At 46.9% G+C, this 17,788-nt stretch carries 17 protein-coding genes; 9 read left to right on the top strand and 8 right to left on the bottom strand.

Going from position 1 to position 17,788, the window contains the following annotated elements; all coding sequences use genetic code 11:
• Positions 1-263 precede the first annotated feature (263 nt).
• Positions 264-1,040: a LysR substrate-binding domain-containing protein gene (locus tag ACEW9J_RS22655; protein ID WP_373547339.1), complete on the bottom strand. Its 777-nt coding sequence runs from the start codon at positions 1,038-1,040 to the stop codon at positions 264-266.
• 95 nt (positions 1,041-1,135) lie between these two features.
• On the opposite strand from ACEW9J_RS22655, the gene ACEW9J_RS22650 reads away from it, so the two are divergent.
• From ACEW9J_RS22650 to ACEW9J_RS22620, 7 genes are all read left to right on the top strand, one after another.
• Positions 1,136-2,473, top strand: a complete 1,338-nt coding sequence (locus ACEW9J_RS22650; protein WP_373547338.1) for a CmpA/NrtA family ABC transporter substrate-binding protein — start codon at positions 1,136-1,138, stop codon at positions 2,471-2,473.
• A 190-nt stretch (positions 2,474-2,663) separates the two neighbouring features.
• A complete protein-coding gene (ntrB, locus tag ACEW9J_RS22645; RefSeq protein WP_373547337.1) occupies positions 2,664-3,518 on the top strand; it encodes a nitrate ABC transporter permease in 855 nt (284 codons plus the stop codon).
• 206 nt (positions 3,519-3,724) lie between these two features.
• Entirely contained in the window at positions 3,725-5,716 is a 1,992-nt protein-coding gene (locus ACEW9J_RS22640; RefSeq protein ID WP_373547336.1) for a nitrate ABC transporter ATP-binding protein, read from the top strand.
• 236 nt (positions 5,717-5,952) lie between these two features.
• Positions 5,953-6,747, top strand: coding sequence for a nitrate ABC transporter ATP-binding protein (locus ACEW9J_RS22635; RefSeq protein ID WP_373547335.1), 795 nt, complete (start codon positions 5,953-5,955; stop codon positions 6,745-6,747).
• Positions 6,748-7,021: 274 nt separating this feature from the next.
• Entirely contained in the window at positions 7,022-9,832 is a 2,811-nt protein-coding gene (locus ACEW9J_RS22630) for a cyclic nucleotide-binding domain-containing protein (RefSeq protein WP_373547334.1), read from the top strand.
• A gap of 244 nt (positions 9,833-10,076) precedes the next feature.
• Entirely contained in the window at positions 10,077-10,451 is a 375-nt protein-coding gene (locus ACEW9J_RS22625; RefSeq protein WP_373547333.1) for a diacylglycerol kinase, read from the top strand.
• A gap of 92 nt (positions 10,452-10,543) precedes the next feature.
• Positions 10,544-10,903, top strand: a complete 360-nt coding sequence (locus ACEW9J_RS22620) for a Rieske (2Fe-2S) protein (RefSeq protein WP_373547332.1) — start codon at positions 10,544-10,546, stop codon at positions 10,901-10,903.
• Between the two features lie 38 nt (positions 10,904-10,941).
• Here the strand turns inward: ACEW9J_RS22620 and ACEW9J_RS22615 are convergent, their stop codons facing one another.
• From ACEW9J_RS22615 to ACEW9J_RS22590, 6 genes are all read right to left on the bottom strand, one after another.
• A complete protein-coding gene (locus ACEW9J_RS22615; protein ID WP_373547331.1) occupies positions 10,942-12,477 on the bottom strand; it encodes a mercuric reductase in 1,536 nt (511 codons plus the stop codon).
• 37 nt (positions 12,478-12,514) lie between these two features.
• Entirely contained in the window at positions 12,515-13,147 is a 633-nt protein-coding gene (locus ACEW9J_RS22610) for a TVP38/TMEM64 family protein (protein ID WP_373547330.1), read from the bottom strand.
• Positions 13,148-13,306: 159 nt separating this feature from the next.
• Positions 13,307-13,609, bottom strand: coding sequence for a type II toxin-antitoxin system RelE/ParE family toxin (locus ACEW9J_RS22605; RefSeq protein WP_373547329.1), 303 nt, complete (start codon positions 13,607-13,609; stop codon positions 13,307-13,309).
• Positions 13,606-13,884: a type II toxin-antitoxin system ParD family antitoxin gene (locus ACEW9J_RS22600; protein WP_373547328.1), complete on the bottom strand. Its 279-nt coding sequence runs from the start codon at positions 13,882-13,884 to the stop codon at positions 13,606-13,608. The genes ACEW9J_RS22605 and ACEW9J_RS22600 overlap by 4 nt, the downstream gene beginning before the upstream one ends.
• A gap of 121 nt (positions 13,885-14,005) precedes the next feature.
• Positions 14,006-14,974 carry an arsenosugar biosynthesis arsenite methyltransferase ArsM gene (gene arsM / locus ACEW9J_RS22595; protein WP_373547327.1) on the bottom strand — a complete coding sequence of 323 codons (969 nt, stop codon included), beginning with the start codon at positions 14,972-14,974 and terminating at the stop codon, positions 14,006-14,008.
• Between the two features lie 95 nt (positions 14,975-15,069).
• Positions 15,070-16,485, bottom strand: a complete 1,416-nt coding sequence (locus ACEW9J_RS22590) for a TldD/PmbA family protein (RefSeq protein ID WP_373547326.1) — start codon at positions 16,483-16,485, stop codon at positions 15,070-15,072.
• 300 nt (positions 16,486-16,785) lie between these two features.
• Here ACEW9J_RS22590 and ACEW9J_RS22585 point away from each other — a divergent pair, with 300 nt between their 5' ends.
• Entirely contained in the window at positions 16,786-17,247 is a 462-nt protein-coding gene (locus tag ACEW9J_RS22585; protein WP_373547325.1) for a DinB family protein, read from the top strand.
• A gap of 2 nt (positions 17,248-17,249) precedes the next feature.
• Positions 17,250-17,684 (top strand): hypothetical protein, encoded by a 435-nt coding sequence (locus ACEW9J_RS22580; RefSeq protein WP_373547324.1) that lies wholly within the window; start codon positions 17,250-17,252, stop codon positions 17,682-17,684.
• Here ACEW9J_RS22580 and ACEW9J_RS22575 read toward each other — a convergent pair.
• Positions 17,670-17,788 (bottom strand): transposase (locus ACEW9J_RS22575; protein WP_373547022.1); only part of this gene is annotated, 119 nt, incomplete at its 5' end. The two genes, ACEW9J_RS22580 and ACEW9J_RS22575, sit on opposite strands and share 15 nt — an antisense overlap.

Here is a 17,788-nt window from a genome sequence, read left to right as displayed (position 1 = left end):
GCGATCCACGAATTAAGTACAAAAGTCCTAGTGATACCACTGCAAACCATTGCAAAACTCTTTTTTTACGTCGATCTTGATGGAAAAATCCATAGGTACCAACAAGTATCAGGTAAAATATCCTCTTCTATGCTTCTATTTTCACCCACCGACTAAACCCGATCTTGCTTGATTGCTGAAACAATATATTGAAAAAACCTATGATTAAGATAAATAATTTATTTTAATCTCTATGGATAGTTACGAATAATGTTGATTAGTGCTTAACCGAGCGATCGGTGCGGAATCAGATCTGTGCTGAATTGCTCGATAATTTGTTTACCTCGATCGATCGAAAAATCCAAGAAAGTTTGCGCCGCAACCGATAGCTGTTTCCCGCTGGGATAAATTACATACCAATGACGTTGAATCGGAAAACCTTCGACATTGAGAATAGTCAGCAGTCCATTCTGAGCTTCCAAATCGAGTGAATGTTGGGAAAGCACCGAAATACCCAAGCCCCCAGCGATGGCTTGTTTGATGGCTTCATTACTACTGAGTTCGATGACGATATCCACCGCCACACGATTTTCGGCTAAAAACTGCTCGATGACCAAGCGCGTACCCGAACCTGCTTCTCGAAAAATAAACGGTTCTGTCGCTAGCTCTTTGAGGGGAATGTTAGTCTTTCCTGCTAATGGATGATTTGAGGGCGCGACGACGACGAGCGGATTCTCCAAGATTGGGCGCAGCTCGATATCTAAATCGCTGGGTGGTCTGCCTGTAAAGTAGAGATCGTCTTGATTCTTCGCCAATCTAGCGAGGACACCTTCTTGATTAGTAATATGCAGAGCCAATTCAATCTCAGGATGTTTGCGCCGAAAAGTGCCGAGCAACCGAGGCCCAAAATATTTGGCGGTGGTGCTAGCGACTAAATTAATCCTTCCCTGTTTCAGTCCTCTGAGTTCACCGAGGGCAATTTTTAGCTCCGCAAACTTTTCGGAAATAATTGCACTTGCGCTCAATACTTGATTACCAGCCGCATGATTGTTACTAACCACCGATCGCTATAAGTAACGCTGTCTGTTCTGATGCCGCTCTCCCAGAGCACCCAATCGCGTCAATGACTCGCCACTAACTCCCAGGAATATACATTATGACTAGCTTGTCTCGTCGGCATTTTATCACCACCGTTGGTATTGCGGCTACTATTCCTCTCCTCAAAGGCTGCTTGGGCAATCCCCCAGACGAACCATCTCAATCGGTGAAAACGACTGCCCCGCAAACTTCTGCGGTTAAACCAGGTGAGGAGCCAGAAGTAACAACGGCAAAACTTGGCTATCTCCCGATCGTGGAAGCAGCTCCATTAATTGTCGCGCTGGCAAAAGGCTTCTTCGCCAAACATGGGATGACAGATATCAAGATTGAGAAGCAAGCAAACTGGGGTTCGGCTAGGGACAACATTAAGATTGGTTCCCAGGGTGGGGGCTTGGATGGTAGTCAGTGGCAGATGCCGATGCCTTATCTAATTTCCGAGGGGATTATTACTGATAAAGCCAAAGTACCGATGTACATCCTCTGTCAGTTGAATACTCAGGGTAATGCGATCGCGGTTGCCTCGAAGCACAAGGGTAAAGGCTTGGGAGTGAATCTAACTGGGAAGGCGAGTTACTTCAAAGAGATCGCGGCTAGCGGCACGCGGTTTAAGGCGGCTTACACTTTTCCCAAAGCGAATCAGGAATTCTGGATTCGGTATTGGTTAGCCGCAGGAGGCATCGATCCGGATCTAGATGTCGAGCTATTGACGGTACCAACCGCTCAAACTGTAGCGGATATGAAGCGGGGCGCGATGGACGCTTTTAGTACTGGCGATCCTTGGCCGAATCGGATTGTCTCAGAGGGTTTTGGCTTTAGCCCTGTCTTGACGGCAGAGATGTGGAAAGCCCATCCAGAGGAATATCTAGGGATGCGGAAAGATTGGGTCGATCGTTACCCGTTAGCCGCTCAAGCAATTCTCAAAGGGGTGATGGAAGCTCAACAGTGGTGCGATAACTTTGATAACCGCAAGGAGTTAGCCAGCATCTTAGCCACCCGCGAATACTTTGGCGTAAAAGAAGAGGTGTTGCTGGAGCCATTGATGGGTAAATATGATTTGGGCGAACGGAAGGTAGATGATAAATCCCTGGCTGTGCTGTATTGGAAGGACTCGAAGGGCAGTGTTTCTTATCCCTATAAGAGCCACGATCTCTGGTTCTTGACTGAGAGTGTCCGCTGGGGCTTCTTACCCAAGGAGACTCTGGCTAATGCGAAGCAGCTCATCGATGGAGTCAATCGCGAGGATCTCTGGAAAAAGGCAGCTCAATCTCTAGGTGTCGCGGCTGCGGATATTCCCACCAATACCTCGCGGGGGGTGGAAAAATTCTTCGATGGGATCGAGTTCAATCCTGATAATCCACAGGCTTATTTGGATAGTTTGAAGATTAAGAAGGCTTAGGGCAACCTTCTGAGGCTGCTGATAACTAGAGTTGTTGCGAAGATCTGGCCCATCCAACCCTATGGGCACCACTATCTTGAAAAGGTGTTTCACTTGGGGTTTCCCAAGACCGCACTTTTCGCTCTGTTGGCGTAGCCTGTCCCTGAGGAGAGAAGGGGATTTTACAATCGTTAATTCAGGAAGAAAAATAATGGCAAATGTTAATCGACAATCGGGTATTAAAAAGCCCGCTAAACCAGCAGGTTTTAAACTTAGCAAAAAACAGAAAGCTTTACTGGACGATATTTTGACTCCAGTAGTGGCAATGGTGATTTTATTAATTATCTGGGAGATTCTATCAGCGATCGGTGGTGGAAGACTCCCAGGGCCGATTAAAGTTGTCAGTGAGACGAAGAATTTGATTCTCTATCCTTTCTTCAATCGTGGCGGCACGGATGTAGGACTGGGTTTACAGGTTTTGGCTAGTTTGCAACGGGTAGCGATCGGTTACACTATTGCCGCAGTTGTCGGGATTAGTTTAGGAATTGTCGTCGGGCTAAATCAGCGCGTTCGCAAAGGTTTGGATCCCGTATTTAACATCCTGCGGACAGTACCACCATTGGCTTGGGTGCCGATCGCGATCGCTGCATTACAACAGAACCAACCCGCCGCTCTATTTGTGATCTTCATTACCGCAGTGTGGCCGATTTTAATTAATACTGCCGTCGGCGTGCGCCAGATCCCTCAAGACTATAACAACGGCGCCCAAGTGTTACGACTATCGCGTCAGGAGTATTTTTTCAAAATCCTGTTTCCCTCAGCATTACCGTACATTTTTACAGGCTTACGGATTGCGATCGGACTAGCTTGGTTAGCAATTATCGCCGCTGAAATCGTCATGACTGGGGTCACAGGAATCGGCTTCTTCATCTGGAATTCCTATCAAAACGGACAAGTCAGCGAGATTATCGTCGCCCTAGTCTACATCGGTTTGGTGGGTTGGGGATTAGATGTATTTATAGTTTGGCTTCAAGGCAAAATTCTCCCATATAGCAAACCCCAATAGCGACTGGAAAATCCCCTCCAAGGAGGGGTGGCGCGTAGCGACGGGGTGGGTTCAACCTGCGCTTAGTAATATAAATAGTTCCTTGCGATCGCAACCTTCGCAGCATTCAGGATTAGCTAGTAATAACGAAGACCTACCCACCCCGCCCTGTCGGGCACCCCTCCAAGGAGGGGATTTCAATCCTTGTTAACCCCTACATAAAAATCATGACATTCCTCACTGTAGAGAATCTCGAAAAAACCTTCCCCCTCCCCAACGGGGAAGAATATATCGCGCTCAAAGGTATCGATCTGAGCATTCAAAAAGGTGAATTTATCTCTCTGATCGGTCACTCTGGTTGTGGTAAATCTACCCTCTTGAATATGGTCGCTGGATTAGATTTACCCACTGAAGGGCTGGTGATGCTGCAAGGCGAACAGATCCTCCGTCCTGGCCCCGATCGGATGGTCGTATTCCAAAACTACTCACTCTTACCCTGGCTCACCGTTCGTCAAAATATTGCCCTGGCGGTAAATAACGTCATGAGTGGCTTACCCGCCGCCGAGCGGTCGGCAATTGTCGAAGAGCATATCGATATGGTGGGCTTACGTCCTGCTGCGGATAAAAATCCCGACCAGCTCTCTGGTGGGATGCGTCAGCGGGTGGCGATCGCGCGTGCCTTGGCGACAAAGCCCAAGTTACTACTATTAGACGAACCCTTTGGGGCGTTGGATGCCCTGACACGGGGTGGATTGCAAGAGCAATTGATGAAAATCTGCGACGAAAACCAGGTGACGGCGATTATGGTCACGCATGATGTGGATGAAGCCTTACTATTATCCGATCGGATCGTCATGCTCACCAATGGGCCAGAATCCAAAATCGGTCAAATTATGACCGTAGATATCGATCGACCTCGCAAACGGATGGAAGCTATCAATCATCCTCACTACTACAGCTACCGCAGTGAGATCATCTACTTCTTGAATCAACAGAAGCAGATCAAGAAAATTCGTGCCCGCAAGCAAACCGTCGTCGCTCGGCACGGACTAGAGAAAGTCAATCTAGATATCGGTTTCGTCCCCTTAACCGCCTGTGCGCCGATCGCGATCGCTAAAGAAAAAGGCTTCTTTACCCATCACGGCTTAGATGAAGTCAACCTCGTCCGCGAATCAAGCTGGCGCGGCGTGCAAGATGGCATCGCTGACAGATACATGGATGCCGCTCTGATGCCCTCTGGGATGCCAATTTGGATGACCGTTGGGGGGATGAATAACAAACCGATTCCCGTCGTCAGTGCCCTGACTATCAGTCGCAATGGGAATGCGATTACGATCGATAAACGCTTTGCCGACCAAGGAGTTCGCACCCTCGCCGATCTCAAACGCTTCTTGCTAGGATCTCGCGATCGCAAACATATTTTCGGCGTAGTTCATCCCGCCTCTAGCCACAACCTCTTGCTCCGATACTGGTTGGCATCAGAAGGCATCGACCCGCAACATGATGTCGAAATCCTGACATTACCCCCAGCCCAGATGATTGCTGGATTAAAGAAGGGGAGTATCGATGGCTATTCGATCGGTGAACCCTGGGCAACTCGCGCCGCGATCGACAATATCGGTTATGAAATCGCCAACGACTTAGACATCTGGAATGGACACCCTGGAAAAGTCCTTGGAGTGCGGGAAGATTGGGCACTAGCCTATCCCAACACCCACATTGCTCTAGTCAAAGCCTTACTCGAAGCCTGCCAGTTCTGCGCCGATCCAGCCCATCAAGATGAAGTCCGCGAAATCCTCGCTCGATCCGAATATCTGGCGATGGATCGTGACTACATCTACCTCAGCGACTCCCAGCAGATCGCTTGCGGTGTCACCAAAAGTCAGCGCGACATCTCCCACCCCCTCTTCTTCCAGGAAGGCGCAAACCGTCCCAGCCGTACCGAACACCTCTGGCTCCTCACCCAAATGGCTCGCTGGGGAGATGTCCCATTCCCCCGCAACTGGGTAGAAATCCTCGAACGAGTAGCTAAAGTCGGCGTATTCAGCACCGCTGCCCGCGAATTGGGACTATCAGACAGCACCAGTTATACTCGCCGCAGCATCGACCTCTTCGACGGCATCAAATTCACCGCCGACGATCCGATCGATTATCTCAATCATCTGAGCATCAAACACGACATCTACATGGCAGAAATCGATCTTTCTGGCAGAAGTTAATTTAGAAATCTTCTAGAACAAGCTTAAACCCTTTACCCCACACTTCGGCTTCGCTCAGTGCATCGCCCCAGCCCTCCCCTTATAAAGGGGAGGGAGCCGGAGCCGGAAAAGCCCCCCCTTTATAAGGGGGGGTAAACCAACCTAAAACGAAGTCCATCTGGGTTCTACCCACTAGCAACCTCCAGGAAAGCACTAGTCCAAATTCGACCCAGCCCGAAACCACACCTATAAAAACCATGCCACCCACCGAATTCCTCGTCCTCGATCGAGCCTCCAAAGTTTACCCTACCCCCACTGGTGAATACGTCGTCCTCGACAACGTTAATCTCACCGTCCAACAAGGGGAATTCATCTGCATCATCGGTCACTCCGGCTGCGGTAAAAGTACGCTGCTAAATATGGTCAGCGGCTTCTCCCAACCATCCTCCGGCGAAGTGCGACTCAACGGCAAACCGATCGGTAAACCAGGCCCCGATCGGATGGTAGTATTCCAAGGCTATGCCCTCCTCCCCTGGCTCACCGCCTACGAAAACATCTACCTCGCCGTCAACTCCGTCAACCCCGACATGGCAAAAAACGAGAAAGACGACATCGTGCGATCGCACTTAGCAATGGTCGGACTCACCGAAGCCGCAGATAAATTACCAGGTCAAATTTCCGGCGGGATGAAACAACGAGTCGCAATTGCTCGTGCCTTGTCGATCCGCCCCGAAGTCCTAATCCTCGACGAACCATTCGGCGCGCTCGATGCAATTACCAAAGAAGAATTACAAGAAGAACTACTCAAAATCTGGAATCAAAATCGCTGCACGGTATTGATGATTACCCACGATATCGACGAAGCATTATTCCTCGCCGATAAACTCGTGATGATGACCAACGGCCCCTCCGCCAACATCGGGGAGGTACTCACCATCCCCTTCAGCCGCCCCCGCGATCGGGCGAGAATGATGGAAATGCCCGAATATTACCAAGTCCGCAACTACGCCTTAGATTTCCTCTACAACCGTTACGCTCACGATGATGAATGATCTCACATCTTGCATCAAAACAAATTCATTAGTGTTTTAGTGGATAGTGAATAGTTTTAGGACTTAGAAGTAATTCAATCGAGCGATAATCGATCGGACTGAAAATGTGGGTTTATAAAATGCAAGCAAATTTAATTATTAATAGCTTGACTCACAATTTTGTGCCGCTCGGTAGACTACCTGCGCGTAAATTCCAAATACAATACAGATGTGGCTCTCGATCGAGAGCATCCACACACAAAAAATCTGTACTACTAGTTAACTTCTACATTATATGTTCGCACAGCTAACCGAACGGCGAGTGCATGTGGTTCGTTGGATTCTAACGATCGCATGGCTGCTGATTATCGGATCGTTATTTTACGATCCTTGGACTGCGGTATTGACCGAGCCAAATCATCCTTGGAGTCCATTAAGGTTGTCGGGTAGCTGTATTTCAGTTCAGGGAAAGTGTCTGGTAGAGCAGCCTTATCCCTTGGCTACGACCTTATTTTGGGGGGCGATCGTCCCTTCGTCGATCTTTATTTTGCTCGTATTCGGACATGAAGTTTGGCGCAGGATTTGTCCGCTGTCATTTTTGTCACAAATTCCCCGCGCATTAGGCAAGCAAAGACAATTCAAACGCGAAAATCCGACTACGGGAAAAGTTCGCTATGAGCTGGCAAAAGTCAAGTCCGATTCCTGGTTGGGGCAGAATTATCCGTATGTGCAATTTGGCTGGCTATTTGTCGGATTGTGCGGGCGAATTTTGTTTTTTAATGCCGATCGATTGGTATTAGCATTATGGATATTATTTACGATCGCTGCTGCAATTACCGTCGGCTATTTGTATGGTGGTAAATCGTGGTGCAATTACTTTTGCCCGATGGCTCCAGTGCAGCAGATTTATAGCGAACCTGGCGGTTTATTGAGCAGTAAGGCACATATTAGCGATACGTCAATTACCCAGTCAATGTGTCGGACGGTATTACCAGATGGGAAAGAACAAAGTGCTTGTGTTGCCTGTCAAAATCCTTGCATCGATATCGACTCGGAACGCGTTTATTGGGATAGCTTAAATAAGCCAGAAGTATCGTGGTTGCGGTATGGTTATGTGGGCTTAGTTATCGGTTATTTTGGTTATTATTATCTGTATGCGGGTAGTTGGGACTATTACGTTTCCGGCGCATGGGCCAGACAAACCGACCAATTATCTTCTTTATTAAGTCCGGGGTTTTATATATTCGGACAGGCGATTAATATTCCTAAAATTGTTGCCGTACCATTGACATTAGGTGCCTCTACCGCGATCGGCTATCGGGTAGGAAGATCGATCGAGCAATCGGCAAAGTCTTACAGTCGCAAGCGTAATCTCAAGCTATCGCCGGATGTAATTCGGCATCGCATTTTTACGCTATGTACGTTTTTTATTTTCAACTTCTTCTTTATCTTTGGCGGTCGTCCTTTAGTTCAATTGATGCCGATTTCGGTTCAATATGTTTACGAGCTTGCGCTAGTATTGTTGAGTACGTTGTGGGTATATAAAACTTGGCGACTTAGCTCCGATCTGTATTCGCGCGAAAATTTGGCAAGCCGATTCCGCAAGCAGTTGGAGAAGTTAAAACTGGATGTTTCTCAGTATGTAGAAGGTCGTTCTTTGAGCGATCTGAATACTCATGAAGTGTATATTCTAGCAAAAGTTTTACCTGGATTTACTAGGGAAAAACGACATACTGCTTATAAAGGTGTCGTGCGTGAATCTTTGGAAGAAGGGTATGCTAATTATTCGAGTAGCTTAGAAGTATTGCAACAATTGCGTCAGGAATTAGGCATTACCGATGACGAACATCGCCAGGTATTAGAAGAATTAGGAATTGAAGATCCAGAGTTGCTAAATCCCGATCTCAAACGCAGTTTAGAAAATCAAATTCGCTTAACTGGTTATCGTAAATCGCTAGAACGATTGATGCTATTACAAAGTCAACAAGATCTGACTAATGCCGATCGTACTCTCGATCCATCAGTCGAGCTTGATGCACTGCGCCGCCAATATTCTATTAGTTCTCAAGATGAAGATTGGATTTTAAGCGGAATTTCTCCAGAAGCTGGCAGTTTACGCAGAGCAGAATTTTTGCTCGCTCAATTACCAGATCTGATTGCCTGCTATCGGGGACTCAATCAACCAATTCTATCCGAGCATCAGGCAGTTTTACTATTGCTCAAGAGTAGCATTCATCACAAGAAAGAGTTAATCGTCCGTAATATTTTAGAAGCAATAATCAGCCTCAACGATCGATCGGCGATCGATCTCGCCCAACAATTAGGCAATTTAGCTCCAGTAGTTTTGCTAGAAATATTAGAATCGGAGGATTGGCAAACACGACTACATCCAGAAATAATCGAGCAGCTAACACCATTATCAGGACTCACAAATACCTGCGCGATCGATTATTCGAGTGAAGAAACCCTCAACTCTCTATCACCGTTACTCGACGATCGCAACCCCCTCATTCAAACAGCTTGTCTGTATATCACCGCCCAACTCGATCTCGATCGCTCTCAAACAATCGCTCATAATTATACCGATCCTCAAAACTCATCTTTAGTTGGTGAAGCCATCAAGATTATCTTGTCAGCAGCTAAACAATGCCCACCGTTAAAAACATTTTCCTTGTTAGAAAAAGTGGTGCATCTATTTAACAGTGATTTCTTTAACCGGATTCACAGTGAGACATTAATCGCTCTATCCGAACGTGCCGAATTTAGAACCTTTACCGATGATGAAGTTATTACCGAAGCTGGCGATACCTGTCGCGAACTCCTGCTCTTAATTGAAGGAAATGCACAGATTCTCTTTCATCTCCCCAACCAAGAAGTGCGAATCGAGCAACTACAATTAGGACAAACACTCGATGAATTAGAAGTCTTGGCACATAGCGACTCTCAGAATACGATCGTGGCTAAAGGCGATTTTACCCGCATTTTAGCAGTACCAGTCAGTGCCTTTGACGATCTGCTCGATCGCGATCGAGATTTTGCACGGCGGGTATTAGAATTAGAGAGTCGTCAGTTACAAAGATTTATGCGATCGCTACAGTCGATATAGGCGTATAGTAATCCTCAGTGAGTATCTATGTTAGTGTAGGGTCTGTTAGGCGATAGCGATGCGCGCTCCTCGGGTTCCCCGAGGGTTTAGCGCATCAAGACAGCCGCATGAGCACCAGGAGCGATCCTCTGATTTAGGATTGCTATATATCAATTATTTTTGTTAGCATCGGAGTAATAGTAAATTAACTATTGTCGGCATTCAAAGTGCATTTAGATAACTATTTATTTAGGGGTGTTTATCCATGACGAGAAAATATAGTACTCCTGGCTATCATCCCATTAAAAAAATAAAAGTTGTCCTCAAAGGATTAAAGATTGCAGTCATCACGGATTTTAGTGTTGCCTACAAGCTTGTATTATCAATCCCGATTTTACTCGTTGCTTGTATGTTCTATCGATGGATAGATCTGAGCATCATTTTACTCGCAACTGGGATGATGTTACTTGCCGAGTTATTCAACAGTGCGATTGAAATCCTATGCGATTTTGTCGAACCGCAACACAATCGGCAGATTGGCACGATTAAGGATATCGCCGCAGCCGCAGCAGGGATCGCCATCTTTGTCTGGGCGGCGATCCTGACGATCGAAGCCATCCAGTTGTGGGCAATTGTATAGAAATGCTCGATCGATCCGACATTTAGAAAATTGCGGCAAACATCCTGTTAGGCTGATAATAGTCGATCTAATCAAACATTTATCATTACACTATGACAACTATTGTCGCTACTGCCAGCCAAGTCAAAGAAGGTGAAGTACTTGCCGTAACAGCCGAGAACCAGAAAGTCATGCTGTCGAGAATTGACGGTAAAGTCTACGCCGTCGAAAATAAGTGTCCCCATTTGGGACTGCCATTAGCCAATGGCAAAGTCTGCGATCGCGTGGTAACATGTCGGTGGCATGGTGCGAGTTTTGACCTGACTACAGGTGAAAATGTCAAGTGGGTAAACTCTTTTGCTGGGATTCCTTTACCCGAATGGTCGCATCAAGCTCTGAGTATCGGTAAATCAGCTCAGGGACTCAAAACTTTTGCTGTTACCGAGCAAGGGGATGAAGTCTCGATTGGCTAAACCATCAACTCCAAGCAATCTGGGGATTTGTTAAAATTTCAAGAAAATTTGGCGAGTAGTCCTAAAAGCTGTTGATTGCGGGGAGTCAGCAACTTGCGGCGATAAGCATCAGCGGCTTTTTTGACGCCATCGCCTTGGGTAGGATAGGGATGAATCGTGCTGCTGAGTTTACTCAGCCCAATCTTATTTACCATTGCCGTAGTTACTTCTGAGATCAGATCTCCCGCGTGACTCGCCACAATTGTCGCGCCCAAAATTTCATCACTACCGCGACGATGAATAATTTTGATAAAGCCTTGAGTTTCGCCGTCTGTAATCGCGCGATCTACACTTGACATGGGAATATTAATAGTCTCGAACTCAATCCCCGCCTGATGAGCATCATCATCTGAGAGTCCCACATGCGCGATTTCCGGCTCGGTATAAGTCACCCACGGCATCACTAGACTGCTAAGTTTAGTTTTACCGATCCCAAAGGGTGAGAACAGAGTATTTTTAATGACAATTCGCGCTGCGGCATCAGCAGCATGGGTAAACTGCCATTTCATACAGACATCTCCAGCAGCATAGATTCTAGAGTTATTAGTTTGGAGGTAGTCATTCACCTCGACTCCTTTGGCACCAGCCGCCACCCCCGCAATCGCCAGATTTAGACTTTCAATATTCGGTATCCGTCCCGCGCCGATCAGAATTTCGTCTACGATGACGGTATCCGAGCGACCATTACTACTGTAGCTCAGAGTTTTACCTGCCGCAGTTGTCGTCACCTGCTGTACCTGACAATCCAAAATTAGCTTGACACCCTCATCGAGTAATACCTGCTGCAATATGGCTGCGGCGGCTGGATCTTCCTTATTTAAAACCTGACTACCGCGATGTAACAAGATTACTTCACAACCCAATCGCCCAAAGGTTTGGGCTAACTCGCAGCCAATTGGCCCCCCACCGATAACCGCCAACCGTTGGGGACGTTTGACGAGGGAGAATACCGTCTCATTCGTCAGATATCCCGCCGCCTCCAGCCCAGGTATTTCGGGAATAGCGGCGCGGGTACCTGTGGCAATTACGGCTTTTTTAAACTTGAGCACTTTGTTTTCGACAGTGACTGTATGATTACTCGCAAACTGCCCATCGCCCAAAAAGACATCCACACCCAGATCTTTGAATCTAGTCGCTGAATCAGCATGACCGATATCCGATCGAATCCGCCGCATCCGCTCCATCACCGCCCCAAAATCAATCTCTACGCCGTCTACCTTGATGCCCAGCTCCTGACTGCGCCAAATTTCACCAATTAAGCGACTCGATCGAATGATGGTTTTCGAGGGCACACAGCCCACATTCAGACAGTCTCCACCCATTAAATGTCTCTCGATCAGAGCGACTTTTAGACCCAATCCCAACCCCGCCGCACCAGCCGCCACCACCAAACCCGCCGTACCCGCACCGATGACTACCAGATCGTAGATATCCGCAGGTTGAGGATTTACCCAATCAGGCGGATGCACATCTCCCAACAGCTTTTGATTGTAAACATCCATCGGCTCGATCGTTGCTGAGGAAAATTCTGTCATAATTGGGTTGGGAGTAAAAGGTTTGGATTTATTTGTGCTAGCTGTCTGGTTGTGTCAACTGACCTAACGCTTGCTTGGCAATGCGGGTAATATAGATGGTTACGGCGATCGTGGCAACAAATCCGACAATCCGCATCGTCCATTGTAGAGTTGGATTAGTCGGCTGAGTCCCTGTCCCAATTAGTGCTACGCTCCCAGCGAGCGAACCAATATACACATACATCATCGTCCCAGGAATCATCCCGATCGAACCAATTATATAATCCTGAATTGAAACTCCTGTCACTCCAAAGGCATAGTTAAGCAAATTAAAAGGGAAAATCGGCGATAAACGGGTGAGCAGGACAATTTTTAATCCTTCTTTACCTACAGCGCGATCGATCGCCCTAAATTTAGCATTACCCGCAATTTTTTTAGCTACCCAATCCCGCACCAAATAACGACCGACCAAAAATGCCGCAATTGCGCCCAATGTTGCGCCAATAAATACATAGACGCTACCCCACCACACCCCAAACAGCACACCTGCACCCAAGGTGAGAATAAAAGCGGGTAAAAATGCGATCGTTGCGATAATATAAATACCGATAAACGCGATCGCACCAATAGACCCCAAACTTTCGATCCACTCTAGTGCCTGTTGCAGTAATACTTGAGGATTAAAGTCCATATTATTAATTATTTAACTCTCTCGTACTTATTTTGAGTCATCTGTCTCAAGGAAATATGTAACATTCGTTAGCATTGGCAAAGCTCATCGTAGGCACAGGATCGATCGAGTCAGCATTGCTAAATTAGGTCTTTAATTAGCGATCGAGATCGAGTTAGCTCAAGAATCTGACCGTATTAATGTGTCTAGATCTTGACTACCGCTAACCACATGGAGAATGGTTACAGCTTCTTCCGTAACTTGGTAAAAAATGATGTAGCCATCAAGCGGCACTCCGCGTAATAGTGGCATAATATGGCTGTAACTCCGTCCCATATTTGGAAATTGGACGAGATTTTGGCATTTGCGATTAAATTCTTGAAAAAGTCTTTCTCCAGCTTCAATACTGCGGCTCATATAGTATTCAGAAATTCGCTCTAGATCTTGACTGGCTGAGGGTGCGATCCTGTAGCGACGAGTCATCTTTTGGCTACTTTTGCTTGACGGAACCGTTCGAGGATATCGGTCACTACCGTTTCCCCATCAAGTAATTCACCTCTAGCAACTTCATCTCTCGCAATTGTCACTTTTTCCCGAACAGCACTCACCCACTGAGTATACTCAGTCGAATGCTGTTCGAGCAAGCGAAAGGCGGTATCGATTACTTGTTCGGCATTACTAAATTGCCCTGCATCAATTTGTGATTGAATAAATCGTTCTTGTTCGGGTTTGAGGACGATCGCCATAGGTATCAGCAATTCTGGTTACTCTGATAGTTTAACGCACTTCATTCCCATCGCATTTAAATTAGAATCAGACTCAAATTTAGCTACTTAACACTCCAGCAAGAGACGGTAATATCTCTGGGTCGCTCCCAACTCAACAGCAACCATCGCCCTGATAATGCCAAGTAGAGGGAGTGATGATACATTCATCGGGTAGTAAAGCCATCAATTTTGCTGCTGTCTTATCGCACACTGCCGCAGGTAAACCGCGTGGTAAAATATGCCCGACTCGATCGTCAAAAACAGTTTCTATACCAGCATAAATCGCTGTTTTACCTGTAAAAATACATGCCCCATCATCAGGAATTGGTACTTTAAAAGCAACTGAATCGAGACTTTCTAACAGTAAATGTGTATCGAGCTGATAACTGGGTGCGTCCAATAATCGGTAGGGACGACGCGCCCGAATTTCGATTTGACCGAAACCATTGGCGATCATTCGCTGGGTATATTCATCATAAGTCATTGCCCCAGAAAGACACATCGCCCGCAAGCGTTCGTCCTGCTGTAAGTGGAGCGGGATCTGACGAGTCGCGATCGGATCGCTCATTTGCAGTCTACCACCAGGTTTGAGCACGCGATAAGCTTCAGCCAAGGCTCGATCGAGATCCGCAGGTTCAAAGATATTAAATAAACAATTCTGCGCGACTACATCTACAGATGCGTCTGGCACTGGTAGATCGAAAGCATCACCCGCGCGAATCTCCACAAAACTCGGCTCGAACCAGGGATTAGAGTCCGCCGCTAATTTAAGATTCCGCGCCGCCGCAATACGCATATCAGCCACTGGATCGATCGCGATTACCCCAGCCACCCGCCGACTAAAATAAGCAAACTGGAGAGCCTCCAAGCCCCCACCCACACCGATATACAATACAGTTGGTTCATTTCCCAACTCCGATGGATGTACTGTGCTCCCGCAACCATAATTCATCTCCTGCATGATATCGGGGATATGCAATCCAGGTAGTTGTAAAGGAGTACTTTGCACACAGCACAACCCGACTTCTGGCGTTTGGGCAACTTCAGTATAGAACTGAGCGGCTGTCTCTAGATAACCCATAAAATATTCCCGATTCGCTATCTAAGTATCAACTATCAATTATCAATTATCAATTATCAATTATCAATTATCAATTATCAATTATCAATTATCAATTAATCCTCTTCCTCCAAGTCATCCATATCGCCCCCGACGACTACATCGCGAATCCGCAGACTCGGCCCACCAACCCCGACAGCTAAACCACCTTGCCCAGCTTTCCCGCAGCCGCCAGACTCATCCCAATAGAAATCATCCCCGATTCCTTCAATATCTCCCAAAGTCTTAAACACATTTCCTGACAGAGTTACATCCCTCACTGGTTCGGCAATTTCCCCGTTGCGGATCATCCACGCTTCACCCGCACCAAAAGTAAACATCTCGCCATTAGTCATCCCCCCCAACCAATTTCGGGCGTAGACACCCTCTTTGATACCTGAAAACAGATCCGCCACTGGTGTATGTCCGCGATCGATCCAAGTATTTGTCATCCGCACGATCGGGGGATAATGATAATTCAAGCACCGAGCATTTCCCGTCGCTGTCTCATCCAACTTTCCCGCCGTTTCCCGCGAGTGCAGCCGCCCCACCAATACGCCATCCTCAATTAATTGCGTCGTCGTCGCTGGAGTCCCCTCATCATCATACAAATAGCTGCCCCGATGTCCGGCTGGGGCTGCGCCATCAAATATCTGCAACTCTTTACAACCAAAGCGGCGTCCCATCGTCATCACTTCCAATAGGTCGGGATTTTCATACATCGAATCTGCTTCAGACAGGTGCCCAAATGCCTCATGGACAAACAATCCACTCAAAATGGGGTCGATCACGACAGTATAAGTATTGCCCTTGACAGGTGGCAGGGATAGGGCAGCGACAGCACGTTGAGCGGCACTTTCGACCTGTCGATCGAGTCCGATCGTATCTTCGTAGGCTTTGCGGGAACCGAGGGTTTCGCGTCCGGTTTGGACTGTATCCCCATTCCGCGCTGTCGCGGCAAACCGAATTTCCATATCGATCCACGACTGCTCGATTAGAGTACCTTCGGAAGTAGCCAGGACGATATGCTGGGCACTATCGCCATACCGCACCGAAGTCGTGGTAATCCGCCGATCGGTAGTCTGCAAAATCTTGTTGTAGTGTTCGCATAGAGCCTTTTTCCGCGCGATCGAGATGTGGCGCGGATCGGTACCAGTCAATGGCAAACTACAACTAGTCTGAATAATCTCGATCGGTGCCAGAATTGTCTCATCTTCACCAATGATTCTCGCGGCTGCGATCGCTTCTTCAATCCGGTCTGTGAGCGTCTCTAGCCGATTAAAACTCGCAAAACCCCAACCACCCTTATAACACGCACGTACCTGACCACCGACGGCTAGATCCTCACTCAGACTTTCGACTTTATCACCTCGGATCAGGATATCTGTCCCTTCTGATTCTTCTAGTCTAATCGCCAAATAATCCACGCGATCGCGGTAACGCTTAATCAAATCTGTCAGGCGGTTTTTGCTGTCAATGATGATGGATGGCATGGGTTAGGGGGTAGAGGGTAGAGGGTAGAGGGTAGAGGGTAGAGGGTAGGTTTTAGGCTTTAGGCTTTAGTTTTTGGGTTTAGAGTCAAGCCATTAGGGTAGTTTAAAATCAATTCAGTAGGGTGGGCACTGCTCACCATCTAGGTTTCAAGCACTGTTACTATTATAAATGTTTCAGCCGCTCGATCGAGGTATTCTATCTGCCTCCTAAATTTCTGAGACTTTGATACTAGAATAAATACCTCATACCCAATCCCTACAACCGATGAATTATTACACTGTGATGGCGACTTATAATCAGTGAATGAATCAAAAGCTTTTCGCTCTGTGTGCGGATATTCCCGACTTAGAGCGCAAATCCGATCGCGGGGCTTTTTTAAGTCGATCCACGGTACTCTTAATCATATCCTAGTGGCCGATCTAATTTGGCTGGGTCGATTTACCCAACAACCATTTACAGCGCAACTCGACAAAGAAATATATACTGATTTTAGCGAGTTACGGACGCAACGAGAACGACTCGATCTGACTATTATCGACTGGGCGCAAGATTTAACCCCAGATTGGCTGAATACGGATCTCACCCACACAAATAATGCTGGTATTACTCGCACACTCCCTCGTTGGGTGTTTGTGACGCACATATTCAACCATCAAACCCACCATCGCGGACAACTAACCACCCTGCTCAATCAATTGGGCTACGATCCTGGGGTAACAGATTTACATACAATGCCTAGCTTTCAGAAGGTAGGGATATGAATATGCTCGTGCGAGAAATCGAGATCGATGGATTTGCAACCATCGATCCATATCTAGATTCAGACTCGATCGAGCTATTAGTTCAAGATATCACCGCTGTTAATATTACTCCAGGTCGAGCAGGAATCAGAAATTTATTAGCATTAGTTCCTAGTGTCAAAAGATTGGCACAGAGTCCAGAAATTCGATCGCTAGTAGAACCAATTTTGGGTAATGGAGCGCGGGCAGTCAGAGGCATATTCTTTGATAAAAATCCTACTACAAATTGGAAAGTACCGTGGCATCAAGATCTCACCATCGCTGTCAAAAATCGCCTAGATCTGCCCGATTATTATCCTTGGTTGAAAGAGGGAATACCTCACGTTCAGCCGCCTAAAGCTATTTTAGAGCAAATGCTGACGGCTCTTCCGGTTAAAGTATGCCTAGCTAATAGATAACCGCCAGCAAATTAAGCATCTTAACCGAAAATTGGCAAAGTTTCTGAACCCATATCCTGAACGTTTAATTAGCTTGAGTTTATTATTTATCCCTTCAACAGCAC

This window comes from Chamaesiphon sp. (assembly GCF_041737865.1).
GTDB lineage: Bacteria > Cyanobacteriota > Cyanobacteriia > Cyanobacteriales > Chamaesiphonaceae > Chamaesiphon.
The sequence above is the reverse complement of the archived record's forward strand: the minus strand, read 5'-3'. Positions and strand labels throughout refer to the sequence as shown.